The organism is Pantoea sp. SGAir0183 (genome assembly GCF_043545505.1).
The window spans coordinates 3,763,287-3,779,450 of record NZ_CP028053.1 but is presented as its reverse complement, the minus strand read 5'-3'; the positions used below and the strand labels follow the sequence as shown (position 1 = coordinate 3,779,450).

12 protein-coding genes and 1 pseudogene are annotated in these 16,164 nt (G+C 46.5%); 10 read left to right on the top strand and 3 right to left on the bottom strand.

Annotated elements, in window-relative coordinates; translation table 11 throughout:
* The first annotated feature begins 441 nt into the window (after window positions 1-441).
* The 4 genes from C1N59_RS17555 (at window position 442) to C1N59_RS17540 (ending at window position 5,219) form a co-directional block, all read left to right on the top strand.
* On the top strand, window positions 442-1,893 hold the full coding sequence (locus tag C1N59_RS17555; RefSeq protein WP_394549976.1) for an FAD/NAD(P)-binding protein: 1,452 nt from the start codon (window positions 442-444) through the stop codon (window positions 1,891-1,893).
* On the top strand, window positions 1,890-3,122 hold the full coding sequence (locus tag C1N59_RS17550; protein WP_033737165.1) for an ATP-grasp domain-containing protein: 1,233 nt from the start codon (window positions 1,890-1,892) through the stop codon (window positions 3,120-3,122). The genes C1N59_RS17555 and C1N59_RS17550 overlap by 4 nt, the downstream gene beginning before the upstream one ends.
* Complete coding sequence (locus tag C1N59_RS17545) at window positions 3,115-4,353, top strand: MFS transporter (protein ID WP_033737163.1); 1,239 nt, start codon at window positions 3,115-3,117, stop codon at window positions 4,351-4,353. The genes C1N59_RS17550 and C1N59_RS17545 overlap by 8 nt, the downstream gene beginning before the upstream one ends.
* A gap of 80 nt (window positions 4,354-4,433) precedes the next feature.
* Complete coding sequence (locus C1N59_RS17540) at window positions 4,434-5,219, top strand: arylamine N-acetyltransferase family protein (protein WP_049791813.1); 786 nt, start codon at window positions 4,434-4,436, stop codon at window positions 5,217-5,219.
* Between the two features lie 701 nt (window positions 5,220-5,920).
* On the opposite strand, the gene C1N59_RS17535 is transcribed toward C1N59_RS17540, so the two are convergent.
* From C1N59_RS17535 to C1N59_RS17525, 3 genes and pseudogenes are all read right to left on the bottom strand, one after another.
* Window positions 5,921-7,089, bottom strand: a protein-coding gene (locus tag C1N59_RS17535) for an IS3 family transposase (protein ID WP_394549975.1) whose coding sequence is annotated in 2 segments (ribosomal slippage) — window positions 5,921-6,840 and window positions 6,840-7,089 — 1,170 coding nt in all. Because the reading frame shifts where the segments join, the coding sequence is not laid out codon by codon here.
* Between the two features lie 77 nt (window positions 7,090-7,166).
* Window positions 7,167-7,460, bottom strand: a pseudogene (locus C1N59_RS17530) (MFS transporter); the annotation flags it as partial.
* A 380-nt stretch (window positions 7,461-7,840) separates the two neighbouring features.
* Window positions 7,841-9,301 (bottom strand): MocR-like pyridoxine biosynthesis transcription factor PdxR, encoded by a 1,461-nt coding sequence (locus C1N59_RS17525; protein WP_394549974.1) that lies wholly within the window; start codon window positions 9,299-9,301, stop codon window positions 7,841-7,843.
* Between the two features lie 5 nt (window positions 9,302-9,306).
* Here C1N59_RS17525 and C1N59_RS17520 point away from each other — a divergent pair, with 5 nt between their 5' ends.
* The 6 genes from C1N59_RS17520 to C1N59_RS17495 all read left to right on the top strand — a co-directional run bounded on the left by C1N59_RS17520 (window position 9,307) and on the right by C1N59_RS17495 (window position 15,661).
* Window positions 9,307-10,521: a phosphotransferase gene (locus tag C1N59_RS17520; protein WP_394549973.1), complete on the top strand. Its 1,215-nt coding sequence runs from the start codon at window positions 9,307-9,309 to the stop codon at window positions 10,519-10,521.
* 9 nt (window positions 10,522-10,530) lie between these two features.
* On the top strand, window positions 10,531-11,862 hold the full coding sequence (locus C1N59_RS17515) for an aspartate aminotransferase family protein (protein WP_394550901.1): 1,332 nt from the start codon (window positions 10,531-10,533) through the stop codon (window positions 11,860-11,862).
* A 52-nt stretch (window positions 11,863-11,914) separates the two neighbouring features.
* Window positions 11,915-12,583 (top strand): haloacid dehalogenase type II, encoded by a 669-nt coding sequence (locus tag C1N59_RS17510; protein WP_033737195.1) that lies wholly within the window; start codon window positions 11,915-11,917, stop codon window positions 12,581-12,583.
* A 583-nt stretch (window positions 12,584-13,166) separates the two neighbouring features.
* A complete protein-coding gene (locus tag C1N59_RS17505; RefSeq protein ID WP_028722305.1) occupies window positions 13,167-13,610 on the top strand; it encodes an STM2901 family protein in 444 nt (147 codons plus the stop codon).
* A complete protein-coding gene (locus tag C1N59_RS17500) occupies window positions 13,604-13,954 on the top strand; it encodes a DUF1493 family protein (protein WP_028722304.1) in 351 nt (116 codons plus the stop codon). Before C1N59_RS17505 ends, C1N59_RS17500 begins: the two co-directional genes overlap by 7 nt.
* 586 nt (window positions 13,955-14,540) lie before the next feature.
* A protein-coding gene (locus tag C1N59_RS17495; RefSeq protein ID WP_394549972.1) for an IS3 family transposase occupies window positions 14,541-15,661 on the top strand; the annotation gives its coding sequence in 2 pieces (ribosomal slippage) (window positions 14,541-14,799 and window positions 14,799-15,661; 1,122 coding nt in all).
* Window positions 15,662-16,164 lie beyond the last annotated feature (503 nt).

The following is a 16,164-nucleotide window of genomic DNA, read 5'->3' as shown; positions in this document are numbered from 1 at the left end:
TTTACATCCGCCGGTCATCTGTGTTGAACGATGTGCTCTGACATTCTCTGCTCACCATAAAGTCAGCGACTGATAAAAAATGTTAGTCCGCTATGTGCCAGAAGCGGACGTTTCTAACATCTTCCTGAAATAATCCGTGAAGAACCGATTTCACTGCTTAGTAGCGCAGACATGTCGAAATTATCAGCGGGCTAAGGTTCAAATGGTTTAAATGACCACTCTTGGCACAATGATAGTTAAGTGCGGGCTGCTCTCCTAAAAAGTGACAATCAGTGCCATTACACTTTTGTGAAGTTATCATTTTTTTTGTAAAACTGTTAAAATTAATGTGAGCAATATCACAAAGCCATAACATTAGTGCGCTTAACTTTTTAAATCTCTTTCCAGTATCATTCCTTAAGTGATAAAAAAATATTCCCGCTCCCTGCTAATGGGTTTTTCATGGAAGATTCATCTTTAAGAAGAAACGAAAGAAAAAGAATTGCCATCATTGGTGGGGGCGTCTCATCATTAATGGTACTTGAATCCCTGAGCAAAAAAATTTGTAAAATAACTGCTAAGCCAGAAATAACCATATTCGAAAAAAATACTTTACTTGGTAGAGGCCTTGCATATCGCACTAATGTTAAAAGCCTTATCCTTAATACTACCATCGATACAATGAGCGTGTGCGAATATGACAAATTAGACTTTTATCTATGGTTGCAGCGCTCCCATAAAAAAGAATCTGAATCCAATGAGATTCCCAGAGGAGTATATGGAGAATACCTCGAGGAAAAAATGTCAATTTGCCTGCAGAAACTTTCTTCACTGGGTTGTATTGTCAGGAAAATAAAAGCTGAAGTTAAGAGTGTTTTTGTCGGCAATAAATACACATTAAGCTTCCCGGGGTATTCTGAAGAATTTGATATTTGTATCGTTGCAACCGGCGCTCAGGTTTCAACACCTGACAGCATTGAGGACTCTGTTAAAGACAGATTACTGAGTATTTTCGATGAAGAAAAGTTATCTTCTATAGAAGAATTTAGCAGAATAGGTATTTTAGGGTCAGGTCAAAGCGCTATAGATGCCTGTATAATGCTGGAAAGCTATGGTCTGCGTGGAAATTACACCCTAATATCACGTAGCGGTGTGCTGCCAAGAGTCAAATCGACTTTCATTGGCGAAAACTTAATGGGCGTTTTAAACAGACTTAACATTAAAAATTCCAGTCTTATTGCACTTTGTAATGAGATGCTTGATTCAATCAAGTGGAAAGCCAGGCAGACTGGTGTAATTGAATTAACACCTGCATCTTTTCGCTCGATGGAGGTTGATTTAAAAAGGGCATCAAGAAAGCAGCCTTCCTGGCAAAAAATAATGATAGAAATAACACCATTTATCAATGAATTGTGGTCATTTCGCACTGATTGTGAGAAACAGGATTTTAATAATACATGGAAAAAAAGCATGTATTATTTACGGAGCGCCATCATGCCAGAGAGTGCGAATCGCTTTTTAAAAATATACAAATCTGGCAGAATTGGGATGATATGGGGAAACTATAAAATCACATTTAAAGACAATATTTTTCAGGTTTCAGCTAACAATTCATTACTTAATTTCGATTATGTTATTAATACGACCGGAGTGAAAGCTTATGCTCACTTGAAATTATTTGATGAAGCCATCAAGTCAGGCGCTGTAGCGATTAATGAGCAGCGTGGTTTTAGAGTCGAGTTCGAGTCCATGAGTATATTAAACAGTTCCGGGAACAAGAATAACGGTCTTTATTCACTTGGTTATCCTACTCAAGGCTCGGTTTTAATATCAAATTCCGTTGAATTGTTACGTCAGAAAGCAGTGAAAATAGCTAATAAAATCACAGAAAATCTTGAGCAAGGACAGTTATGAAAATCATTTTTATTGGCACTAAAAACTTTACTTTTTTTTCTAAACAACTGCTCAGTCAGTATGATAAAACCATTATTACCAGTATGGACTACCATATTCCTGAATTCATAAGCAGTGATTCGAAGATTATTCGTGTCAATGAAGTATACGATGCAAGTTCTATGACATTTAAGCTTAATGTCAATGAATGCATTGAGTCACTTGAATCTATTATTACACACGAAGAAAACGTAAAAGTTTTTTGCAATCAGGAAGCAAACCTTGAAGTGGCAGAAAAAATACGCCAGCACTTCGGGGTTTATGATCACATGGGATCACGAGTTGAAATTTTCAGAGACAAACTTCTCATGAAAGAGACACTCAATCGTTCTAATCTTCGCGTGCCGCGATATACTGCGTTAAATCAGAATTTATCAGTTGATGATTATGAAAACCTTTTAGAAAGGCTTTCAGAGAAGTTTATAATTAAACCGAGCTGTTCTGTTGGTAGCCGTGGGGTCTATAAAATTTTCAATAAGCATGATTTCATCAGTTTTATTAATGATAACTCTGGTGACTTAGCTCATTTTGAAGCCGAAGAGTTTATCCATGGCGACCTTTATGAATTTGATACCGTAGTCCAGGATGGTGAGTTGATTTACAGTAATGTCAGCCGCTATAGCTGCCCCATGGCTGATTTACAGGAAGGAACAACACTTGGGTCCATCATGGTGGACCGGGATGAGGAGATACATAAACGCATAAGCCATTTTGGTAAAGAATGTCTTAGTTCACTCGAAGCTTTGAATGGTTGTTTCCATATGGAGTTGTTTCGTAGTAGTAGTGACGAATTGGTTTTTCTTGAGGTGGCAGCGCGTTCGCCGGGCTTAATGACTGTTCCTGCTTATCATCGCTGGGAAGGCGTCAATATGTACGATCTGGAGTTAATGGTACAAAGCGGGAGAAAGGTATCAACTGCAGATGTATCTTCAATATCTGGTTTTCAGTCGCGGCCATCTTTTTTCATTGTATACCCAAAAATCGCTGGCAAGGTAATTTCCATCAACACACCTGTGACAGATGCTGAAGTGGATATCGACTGGCAAGTCTCTCAGGGGCAGCTTGTTGAAGGCACCACGACCAATATTGATTACGCCGCTCGATTCTTTGTGACCTGTAAAAATGCAGGCCATGCACAAGAGGTTTTTGAATGGCTTACAAAGGAGTTTAAAGCCGTCACTTATGCTTAAAAAAACTGAACATAAGGAAATTAAATTAAAAGTCCCTTTATTCCGTCCATTGGTTCATCCCGAATTTCGCCACCTGTGTGTGGCGAATTTTCTGGCAAACATAGGAAGCTGGATGCAGATTTTTGCTACCGGATGGCTCGTTGCAATTCAGACTAAAGATCCATCTGTATCTGCAATGGCACAGACCCTTACACAGATCCCAATATTCCTTTTTTCAGTACTGGGCGGGGTTATGGCTGACAGATATCAAAGTTTTCGTTATTTAGGAAGTGTCAACGTAAGTATGATGATCTCTTCAATCATACTTGCAAGTTTCTGCCTGCTCTCTGTACCCGCCATTAGTATAATTTTCATATTCACTTTTCTGACTGCGTCAGGTACTGCACTTAAAGCATCTGCATGGCAGGCAACCATGTCTTCCCTTGTTGCACCTGAAGAGATCGAAGCGGCAGCAACGCTTAACGGGTTAAGCTACAACCTTGCATCAATCATTGGTCCGTCATTAGGGGCTATGCTTTTTGCCATCACAGGTGCAGCAGCGCTTTATTTTACCAATGCTATCTGCCTTGCCTCACTCGCTGTAATTTATTTCTGGATGCATAAAGGAGCATCAAAATCTCAAAGAAATATAAAGAAAAGCTTTTTATCTTTGTTAACTGAAGGTTTAAGAATTAGTACTGGTAGCATAAAATTCAGGGGCATATTGATTGTCACTGCTCTGATTTTTTTCTCTGTATCAACTTTTCAGGCAATGCTACCGGCTTATGTAAGCCTCATAGTAAAAGGTAATAGTCATACTCTTGGACTACTGATGGGCGGATTTGGTGCAGGTGCAGTGATCGCCGCCTTTTCCTTGTCAACATTAAGAACGATATTATTCCGGCATCAACTTCTTGCGCTGGCCTGTGGCGTGTATGGTATGTTTTTGTTTATTTTTTCAACTGGAGCACCTGTGATTGTTCTTGTGCCAGTTGCCATAGTTGGAGGTTTTGCATGGGCATCCATTGTATCGACTATGAACTCCTCTGCTCAGTCGGTTTTTGATTCATCACTCAGGGCCCGTGCATTGTCGGTTTACAGCATGTGCTTTTATGGATCTCTTACACTTGGGAGCCTGACTTGGGGGAAAGTCTCAGCACTCTATGGCATTCAGACAGCATTTTGCATTTCTTCTAGCCTGATGGCTTGTACAGCTTTGTATGTATTTTTCGCTTCAAATACTCGCGACTAAACACGCCAAAATTTCATGAAATATGTATCATTAGGGATGGTTTTAATTTGAAACTTTTGAATAGTCAGATTGAGCGAGTGATGGAAAAACTCCGAATCCCCAGACCGCCAGAACCTACGCTAGAGGGGCTTGGAGAGCTCTATCGGGCATGGTGTCGTTATGTTCCATTCGACAATATACGTAAGCGAATAGACAGCACCAGCAATACAATCAAACCCTTGCCTGGAGCAAACCCTCATGACTTCTTTTCTCACTGGTTGGCAAATGGAACCGGTGGAACGTGCTGGGCTGGCCATGGTGCTCTATATGCTTTATTAAAACATTTCAATTTTCCGGTTCAATACGGAATATCAACGATGCTTTCAGCGCATCCGGCATCATTCAACTCGCCAGGGCATGGTACGCTTTTAGTGCCTTTAGACAATGAAACCTATGTTATTGACGCTACGATGCTGCATGGTGCTCCTCTTCCTTTGAGAGAGTGGCAATCAAATCATTCGGTCTGGGGAACCCGGGTACATTTTTCTGAGGGACACTGGTGTATTAACTGGAAACCTCTGGGTCGCCCCTGGCTTGACTGTAGGCTGCTTGAGTCAGATGCAGTGGAAGCGGAGTATACGCGCCGACATGAACTCAGCAGGGATAATAGTCGTTTTGACGGTTCTCTCCTTATAAGGTTGGCCGGAAATAATACTATTACAGGTATTGTTAAAGGCGAACTGATAATCAGGGATTCTGATGGAAAGGAGATCCATTCGACACTTTCTCATGATGAGCAATGTAAGATGTTAATCGAGCATTTTGGTATCAATGAAGAGACTGTTTTCTCCATTCCTCAGAATGAGCATGCCCGAATCGGCATATAGGGCTGTATTTTCTTACAGCGCATAGCGGGCCTTCAACTTAGTCAGCCTGTCCGCTTTGTGCTATGAGTTCAATGGGTCGATGCAACGCTATCCTTAAACAAGGAGGGACGTTGCCATGAAACGAAGAACGCGGATTACCTAAACTCCAGAGCAAAATGCAATTATCTGCGACAGATATAAGCAAGGTGATTCTTTACATGATATCGCCGGAATGTTCGACAGATATCATTCTTCCATTATGCCTGACCTGCTCCCTGTATATGAATGCACGGCTTCAGCCAATTCTTCATCTACTGTCGGCTAACTGCGAGCGTCCGCTTTTCGCTCAGAGCGGACCTTCATCTCAGTCAGCCTGTCCGCTTTGTGCCATAAACGGACATTCTGTAACGTTGGATATGCATTATCGGACATCTTACCTTCATCGTATAAGGCACATTTTTTAATTCTGCGAGGTAATATGAGTCAGGCCTACAAGAAATTTTTAAGAAGAATGAGTGGCTATTTTTTTCGTACTGTTCCCATAGAAAGGCTGGCTTATGTCCTTGATCTCCCAAAACCAGAAAGTAGCGGGCGGTATCATCGCCCTGGACAGCCTATACTTTACATGAGTCCCGTAAAAGAGTGGTCAATAAGGGCTGTGTCCGGGTATATGCGGGCCGACGGAATTCGACGCGTAGTTGTTCCACTCTATATTGTAGTGGTCAACTAAAACTGGCCACCGCTTTAGAGTTTTTCCAGTATCGGTTTTCCGATTCGTTTGGGGGTAACCCACCGTTATAGTCATGCGGCCTTAGCGAGCTGTAATACCCGACGATATAGTCTGTGATCGCATGTGCAGCTTCGCTAAAGTTTATATAACCTGTCACTGGCACCCACTCGTTTTTCAGACTTCTGAAGAAGCGTTCCATCGGGCTGTTGTCCCAACAGTTTCCACGTCGGCTCATACTCTGCCTGATCCGGCAACGCCACAGTAACTGCCGGAACTGCCTGCTTGTATAGTGGCTACCCTGGTCACTGTGGAACATCACTCCGGCTGGTTTACCGCGAGTTTCCCACGCCATTTCCAGTGCTTTGATGGTCAGCCTGCTGTCCGGTGAGAATGACATTGCCCAGCCCACCGGTTTTCTTGCGAACAGATCGAGAACAACAGCGAGGTAAGCCCAACGCTTGCCTGTCCAGATATACGTCACATCGCCGCACCATACCTGATTAGGCTCTGTCACTGCGAACTGTCGCTCAAGGTGATTCGGGATAACGATGTGTTCATGACCACCACGTTTATACCGGTGGGTAGGTTGCTGACAACTCACCAGCCCCAGTTCTTTCATGAGCCTGCCGGCAAGCCAGCGTCCCATTCTGAAGCCTCTCAGGGTTGCCTTAATCGCGATACTTCTTGCGCCAGCAGAGCCATGGCTGATGTTATGCAGTTCCAGAACCTGACTGCGTAACACCGCTCGCCTGCCGTCTGGCTTTTCGGGGCTTTTTTCCCAGTATTTGTAGCTGCTGCGATGAACCCCGAACACGTGGCAAAGTGTGACCACAGGATACTGCGCTCTGAGTTTCCCGATTAACGAGAACTGTTCAGGGAGTCTGACATCAAGAGCGCAGTAGCCTTTTTTAATATGTCGTTTTCCATTTCAATGCGTTGTAGCTTTTTCTTCAGCTCGCGTATTTCAATCTGTTCCGGGGTTATAGGGGAGGCTTTAGGTATTTTGCCCTGTCGTTCATCCCGCAACTGCTTTACCCATCGCGTCATGGTAGAAAGACCCACATCCATAGCACTGGCCGCAGCTGCAACGGTGTAGTTCTGATCAAGGACCAGTTGAGCTGATTCGTGTTTAAACTCTGCGCTGAAATTTCTTTTTTTCATTGGGACACCTGTGTTGTTCTGAGATGAGCATATCACCTCTATTCAGGTGGCCAAATTCAGTAAACCACTACACAGGGATGTTGAACAAACGCCTGCAGCAATATGACTATACTCATACCCAAAGCGGCTCTCAGAAGCATGAGTTTCCGTCCTCTGCGATCAGCAACAGCACCCCATAAAGGAGAAACAAATGCTGAGATGAGGAATGTGACACTGAACGTCACTCCAGACCATACAGTTAATGCTTTATCATTATGAACGCCCAGCTGTTCAATATAAAGCGGAAGGAAAGGGAGAATCTGACTGATAGCCATGCCAGTAAAAAAACATCCTAACCATACTGCGATAAGATTTATTTTCCATGTATCCATAAAACATAACTTTTTCATATCGAATTGATATTTTATTTTAATGTATTAACAGCGTAATTTAAGAAATGTTTCATTATGGTTACAGCTAAATCTTCCTTTTTAAGTAACTAAACGTAAGACGTTTGCGAGCGCCCGCTTTTCGCTCATAGCAGACTTTGCCCGTTTACAATCATGAGCACTTCAGTCAGCAAACTGTCAGCTCAGCCTGAATCAGATATTTCACGCAGCACAGAAATCACCGTTACAAAAGCCAGCTTCCATTTTCAGGGAACCACAACAACAGTGAGCAAGTTTTCACATCTGTTTATCGATGGTTACCCTGTCTGAGGGGGATAACACCTCTACGACTGTTATCGCTCTTCATGCCTGCTTAAGGCCCGTCAGATTGATTCCGCCATAATGTTGACGGCCGAAGCAATGTTTTCGCTCTTTATGCCACCGTAGCCCAGCACAAAGCCATTGCTTCGACGGGGCTGAAAATAATAGTGTCCGAGCCCCCTTAACGCGACACCTTTGCTGGCCGCACTGGCCATCATCCTGTTTGTATCAACTGACGCATTAAACAGGGCCGTCAGGTGCAGCCCTGCATTCCCCCCGGACATCGTGACTTCATTGCCAAAGGCCTGAGTCAGTGCGCTGCGCAGCGTGTGTTGACGCTCAGCGTAAATCCCGCGCATCCGTCTGATATGGGTGGAAAAATAGCCTTCACTGATAAAGTCAGCCAGCGCCGCCTGCACCGTAAACTGGCCGGGGCGATAAAGCTGAACCAGCCCTTTTTTAAAGGCGCCCGCGAGTTTTTCCGGCAACACCATATAGCTGATGCGTAATCCCGGAAACATGACTTTACTGAACGTCCCGCAGTAAATAACGCGCTGGTAGCTGTCCAGCCCCTGCAGAGACGAGACCGGACTCCTGTCGTAACGGAACTCGCTGTCGTAGTCGTCCTCAACGATCCAGAAGCCGTATTCGGCAGCCAGTTCGGTGAGTTGGCGCCTGCGCTGCAACGTGAGCGCAACGCCCATCGGATACTGATGAGACGGCGAGGTGAACAGCAATCTGGGAAACGGGGCCGCAAACGAAAACTGGCCGATATCAATGCCCTGATCATCAACGGGTACGGGGATAACGTTCAGTCCTGCTGCCTGCCAGAGCAGGGCGGTGCTCCAGTTACAGGGCTCCTCTGTTAACGCACTGTCACCGGGATCCGCCAGCATATGGGCGCACAGGCTCAGTGACTGATTACTGCCCATGGTGATAAGGATTTGTTCCGGCTGGCACACCACCGAGCGGGAAACCTGCAGGTAATGCGCAAGCGCTTCGCGCAAAGGTAAATAGCCGCCTTCGCTGTCGTAGCCGGTCATGTGCGCCGCAGGCCGACGGATATGGCGGTTCTGCATGCGCTTCCACACCGGAAAGGGAAAGTTACTGGTTTCAACTACCCCGGGTACAAACGCGCCTGCATGCTGCGAAACGCCGGAAGCACCTGAAATCATGATTTTTGCCCGCGATGACAACGCCGACGGGGCCTCTGAGGGCGCAGGCACCAGACGGGGGCTTGCTGGAGGTGCAATGTCGGCGACAAAGGTGCCTTTGCCACGCTGGCAAACAATGTAGCCCTCAGCGGAGAGTCTGTCATAGGTCAGCGTCAGCGTCATACGTGACACACCGAGCTCAGCAGAAAGCTGACGTGTTGAGGGCAGCCTGGATCCGGAAATCAACATGCCACCCAGTATTGCCTTCTGAATAATGCTGAAAATCCTGACCTGCAGGGGACGATGCGCATCGGCATCAATATCCTGAAGAATAAGGTCGCAGAGCAGAACGGATTGCGAAGTGGACATAAAAATTGATCCGGATTGGCTATAGAGGGTCAGTCCATTATGTCTTATTTTTCAGCCAACCTCATCGGGGGATAATCACGCTGTGCCATCATCTGCAATTTTTATTGCCGGGTAACGGGGCGGCTGTGAAATCGGTTGCTTCTACACCGGGACAAACTATGGCGCAGTCTTATGATGTCCGGCTTCATGCCAGTATGATCACGTCGGTGGACGCGTCTTCGCCGCAGCGCATTGAAGATTTTGTCAGGCGAAATTATGGCTGGGAGGCCCGTGCTCACCGGCTGGCCAGCGAGCGGGATGAGCTTTTTTGTCTGGAGGATGCTTCCGGGAAGCGCGGTATATTGCGGCTGGCCAACCCCGCTGACTGTCCCGAAACAACGGACCTGCAGGTGCAGGCGTTGCAGTGGATAGCCCGGCAGGCACCGGATTTACCAGTGCCGAGGATCATAAAAAGTCGGACCGGCCAGACTGTGTTATTAAGTCAGACGCTGGATGCTCAGTCCGGGACGCCACCGCGTCTGACCTGGCTCAGCACCTGGCTTGACGGCGTTCCTCTGCGAACTTTACCGCAGAGTGAGACACAGTTCTTTAATATCGGTGTGATGCTGGCCCGTCTGGGACACGTTTTAAAAGACTTTCGTCATGATGGTGCGTTCCGGCCTTTAAACTGGGATCTGAGTCATATCGCTGACTGTCAGGTCTTTTTGCCCGGTCACTGCCCGGACAAAAAATGGAAATCGGTTTATCAGTTTTTCGACAACATCGATACGCGGATTTTGGGGCCGATTAGAAACTTCAGTAAGCAGATCATTCATGCCGATATGAATCCGCATAATTTTGTCATGTCACCTAACGAACCGGCAAGTATATCGGGTATTTTTGATTTCGGTGATATGACGCATACGGCGCGCGTGAACGATATTGCCATTGCAGCAAGTTATCATCTTTCAGGTGAAAATCCGTTTGATCATATTATTCCTTTAGTGCAGGGCTATCATTCTGTCTTTCCGCTCGAGAGGGGAGAAATTGATATGCTGTATGACCTGATTATCGCCAGATTATGTATGACGATCGTCATTACCGAATATCGCGCTCGTCTCTATCCGGAAAACAGAAAATACATCTTAAAAAATACCCACTCTGCGTGGCTGGGACTCTCCCGGTTAATATCAATCGATTTTTTATCTGCCCGCAGAATACTGCGCGCGGCCTGTAACTGAGGGGGAATGATGAAACCTGCCCTAATGGTAAATGCCTACGAACCGTCTGAAAATACCATCCTGGATCCCCATACCGCCGCGTTAATTGCGCGTCGGGGCCGTGTGCTGGGCCCCTCATATAAATTATTTTATAAACATCCGCTGCACGTCGTTCGCAGTGAAGGTGTATGGCTTTATGACCAACATGGTAAAGCGTATCTGGATGTTTATAACAACGTACCCGCAGTGGGGCATTGTCATCCCGCCGTCACTGACGCGGTCAGCCGGCAATTATGCACGCTGAATACGCATACACGTTATCTGAATGAGGTGGTACTGGATTATGCCGAACGGCTGGTCTCAACGTTTCCCTCAGCCTTAAGCAATGTCATGTTTACCTGCACAGGCAGTGAATCGTCCGACCTCGCGCTTCGTATTGCCCGCTGTCACACAGACGGTACGGGCATCATTGTGACGGAAAATGCCTATCACGGTATTACTGCCGCGGTTGCTGAAATCTCACCGTCGCTGGGTAAGGGGGTGCCGCTGGGCGCTCACGTGCGTGTTATCCCGGCACCCAATGCTTATCACCAGGGCGAGGGCAATACGGCCGATTTATTCACAGAGGCTGTACGCAACGCCATAGCCGATCTGCAGCGCCACGGTATTCGTCCCGCCGCGCTGGTCACCGATACCATTTTTTCAAGCGACGGAATTTATTCCGGGCCGGCAGGCTTTTTACATGGGGCAGTGGCTGCGATTCGTGAGGCGGGTGGGCTGTTTATTGCCGATGAAGTTCAGCCAGGATTTGGCCGGCTGGGCACGCACATGTGGGGATTTGAGCGCCACGGTATTGTTCCCGATTTAGTCATTCTGGGGAAACCCATGGGCAATGGTCTTCCCATTGGTGGCGTGGTTGCCCGGCCAGCCTGTTTGCAACGCTTCGCCGGGATTGCCCGTTATTTTAATACGTTTGGCGGTAACCCGGTCAGTTGCGCTGCCGGGATGGCCGTGCTTGATGTTATCGAAAAACAACAGCTGCAACAGAACGCCGTTGAAACGGGCCAGTTACTGATTAACGGGCTGAATACGCTGGCACAACGCTTTCCCGTTATAGGTAATGTCAGAGGCAGCGGATTATTTATTGGCGCGGAGCTGGTCAGCGATAATGCAACTAAAAAACCGGCCGGAGAATATGCGCTGGATGTGGTTAACCGTTTAAGGGCGCGCCAGATTCTCATCAGCGCCTGTGGTAAGGACAGCCATGTTTTAAAAATACGGCCACCTCTGGTTTTCTCTGCCGAAAACGCGCACTACCTTCTTGCTGTCATGACCGACGTAATGGAAGAGATGTTTAATTAAGAATGATCGCCAGCACGCTTTAAAAATAACTGACTACCAGGAGAATATGACGATGTCGCTGTTCAAACCAAAGTATATTACGTTCGACTGCTACGGCACCTTGATCAATTTCGATATGGCCGGCGCAGCCAGAACACAATTTGCCGATCGAATTGACGTCAACGATATGGCGGCATTTGTTAAAGATTTTGCGGCTTATCGTCTTGATGAAGTGCTTGGTGCCTGGAAACCCTACGCGGAAGTTGTGAACAATTCCGTCAGACGTACCTGTAAAAAATGGAAAATTGTCTGTCATGACGCGGACTGTGCGGCCATTAATCACGCTGTGACGACCTGGGGACCGCATCCGGATGTTCCTGCCGGACTGAGCAAGGTGGCCAGAGAGATTCCTCTGGTTCTGTTGACGAATTCGATGAACGATTTAATCACGTACCATGTGCCCAGACTGGGTGCCCCCATTCACGCGGTGTATACCGCAGAGCAGGCGCAGGCTTATAAACCGCACATGAAGGCGTTTGAATATATGCTGGATCAACTAGGATGCGGACCGGAAGAGATTATGCACGTTTCATCCAGCATGCGTTATGACCTGATGACGGCGCATGATATGGGCATTGTTCATAAGGTTTTCGTACAGCGTGGCCACGAGCCGGGCACGCCTTTTTATCAGTATCATGAAATCAGGGATATCGGTGGCCTGGCAGGCGTGCTGGGTCTTTAAACCCGGCACCGGGCACTCAGCCGGTGAGCGTCCGGTCCGCAGGTTCACGTTTCCGGAAAAAACGGGCTGTAAAACAGACAGTCTGAACTACTTCCCGTCGATTTGCACAGAAGAGTGTTTGCAATGTCCGTTAATCGCTCATAGCTGACTGAAACCAACCCCAATACTTCACGACGAGCCCGCATTTTGATGTGAGGATGATAAGAGCTATTTTCTGAAGCGTCGATTATAGTTCGGGATGCAGACCAACTTGGGGCTGACGGACGAAAGCAGCGCCGACTGGCTGCCGAAGTGCGACGATCCGAACGCAGCATGACAACCTGAACCGGCGAAAGCCGGTTTTTTTATACCCATTATACACCTGTGGTGAAGGATATGCGTCACCCTTCACCCATTCATCACCACCTAACCTTATGATATGAATGCATAAAAACAAAAGGTGAACAGTGTGAAGGATTATTCATAAAATCTTTTTTTATGGGGAATCACGACATCATATTGAGTCGTTATTAACCAACGTCGATTCTGGACGAACATCAATTCGACAGATATGGTATTCAGAGAGCCACAAACGAGGTGCGAAATGGATACAGTTGAAGAGCTGGGTGGAACGTATTTTTACAAAGGAATGTTCAATCTCACCGCTGGAGAGCTTTTTTTCTTCGTGTTTCTGGATGAGGCTCAAAAACAGCTTGGTGTCGAGGATATAGCTACTTTGGCACTTATAATTTTAGGACAACCAACTCAAACGACGCGGGGAAAACCGGCTGGGGCCACTAAGGGGACGTCGATCTTGAGTGCAAACCTCCGCGTTTGGTTGAACATAAGAGTGAACCGCTGGCCAACTCTTACAACTGAAAGTATCAAACGACTTAAATTTAGTTACGTTAATAATCTGGGGGCGTTTGCTGGACGCTGGATACCAATACTAGGTATTGGCTTTATATTAAATGACGTGACACAAATCGCATGGAAAGCAACCCATACCTATAACCTGATTGCAAAGAATGGTGACAAGCTATGGTAAAGGACACGATAGAAAGCGCTATTTTTGAGTGGTACGACAATAATTATAATTCTAAACCCCTTTTCTCAAGAGATAAGCCTGAATTAACGCTCGAAACCAGCCTCTCAACAGGTAAGTATCCTTGGGCCAGAGAGACTGGTGATGAAATAATGAATGACTATTTCCAAAGATTTAACGTTGATAGTAGCGAATTTGACTTTCTTGCATATTGGCCTTACGAAAAAGGCTTTCTGCCCAATTTCTTAAGGCCTAAGTCGCAAAGAGTCCCCGATGTTGAACCAAAGCCCCTTACGATTTTTATGCTTGTTGAGTCGGCAAAAGCTGGACGATGGCTTTTTAACTGAACAGTTTAAGTGCACCCAGATCCATCAGAAAGGCATAGAGCGTGGTTAGGTTTCGTCTTTCGGAACCTAACCAATGGGTTTGATAGTTTTCCACACGACCAGTTTTTAACCGTATTGAGAACCCTGCAAGTTGAAATCGCTAAAAAAAATCAGGGGGCACAAATGGGGGCACTTTGGGTTTTTAATTTAAAAATAAATAATAAAAACAAGTGGTTGAATTATTATTTGAGTCCGGCCTTCGCACCATACAGAATAATTTCAATTAAAACAGAAGGTTAAGCTTCCTGTATTACCTTTCTGTCACCTGAAACTGTACTGAACCCTGACACACGAAAATGCCTCTGTGGTTAGTAGTGGCTATTTGGGATTCTAACTTACAGTGGCGTGTAGTTCCAGGCTCAAACACGTAGCAATACCCAACTTGAAGCTCATGACGCAGCCAACGTCTTTAAACTCTCCCATCACGGATTGATCATACGCATTTAAGCCCGATGTGTGGCGTTGTACAGCCCCAATGACCTGCTCCCCGTTGATTAACACACCGCGATGTTAGTAATGTCTTCATAAGCCACATGAGGACATCCCCATGAAGAAGCGTTTTTCCGACGAACAGATCATCAGTATCCTCCGCGAAGCTGAAGCCGGGGTTTCTGCCCGTGAACTCTGCCGCAAGCACGCCATTTCCGATGCCACCTTTTATACCTGGCGTAAGAAGTATGGTGGTATGGAGGTGCCCGAGGTTAAGCGCCTGAAGTCGCTTGAAGAAGAGAACGCCAGACTCAAGAAGCTGCTTGCCGAAGCCATGCTGGATAAGGAGGCACTCCAGGTGGCTCTGGGGCGAAAGTACTGACGACAGACCAGAAGCGGGAAGCCGTTGAGTTTATGTGTGATGCGACCGGTCTGTCGCAACGTCGTGCCTGCAGGCTGCCAGGTTTGTCCCTGTCGACCTGCCGCTACGAGGCTCTGCGTCCGGCGGCTGATGCGCATTTATCAGAGCGCATCACTGAGCTGGCACTGGAGCGCAGGCGTTTTGGCTACCGCCGCATCTGGCAGTTACTGCGCCGTGAAGGCCTTCATGTTAATCACAAGCGCGTGTACCGCCTTTATCATCTGAGAGGGCTGGGCGTAAAACGCAGACGGCGTCGTAAAGGGCTGGCAACAGAACGTCTGCCGCTGCTCCGCCCGGCGGCGCCCAACCTGACCTGGTCGATGGATTTTGTCATGGACGCGCTCGCCACCGGTCGCAGGCTCAAGTGCCTGACCTGTGTGGACGACTTCACGAAGGAATGCCTGACGGTCACTGTTGCCTTTGGGATTTCAGGCGTGCAGGTGACACACATTCTGGACAGCATTGCGCTGTTTCGAGGCTATCCGGCGACGATAAGAACTGACCAGGGGCCGGAGTTCACCTGCCGCGCACTGGATCAATGGGCTTTTGAGCATGGTGTTGAGTTGCGCTTAATCCAGCCGGGCAAGCCAACGCAGAACGGATTTATTGAGAGCTTTAACGGACGCTTTCGCGATGAATGTCTGAATGAGCACTGGTTCAGCGATATCGTTCACGCCAGGAAAGTCATTAATGACTGGCGGCAGGATTATAACGAGTGTCGTCCACATTCAGCACTAAATTATCAGACGCCATCAGAGTTTGCAGCACGATGGCGGAATGGAAAATGTGAAGGTAAACAAACCGACATTACTAACTGATGGTTGTATCTAATACTGGGGGCAGGTCATGGCTTATTAGGTGTTGGAGTACACTATGCACCCCTTCACCTTTTATACCCATTGATTCATCAATTCATAGAGGATAATAAATGAAAATCATATTTGAAGATGACTAGAATGGTCAGGTCATTGGGTGAGATGTTCCTGTTGACAAGCTTTCAGAAATTCCCAATATCTCAGCTTGTGCACGTCTTCTAAATTTAAAAACAGAAACCGTAAAATCAAGGGTTCGTAGAGGGGCCAGTTCTGCTTGCACTGGCAACAGGTGATTCAGAAACAGTAAAATAAATAAAGCTATATAGCCCTGACTTTTAACGAAGGTAGAGATTTTTTATACCATAAAAATATAAGAGATAATCTAAAGATTTTGTGTGGCTACTAATATAACCTGAGTCAGGATTACTAACCGAAGCGTATGTGAAAGGGATAGAGTTATTCGGCTTGGTCGCGGATTTGACAGCACTATCAGGTAATATGTCAAC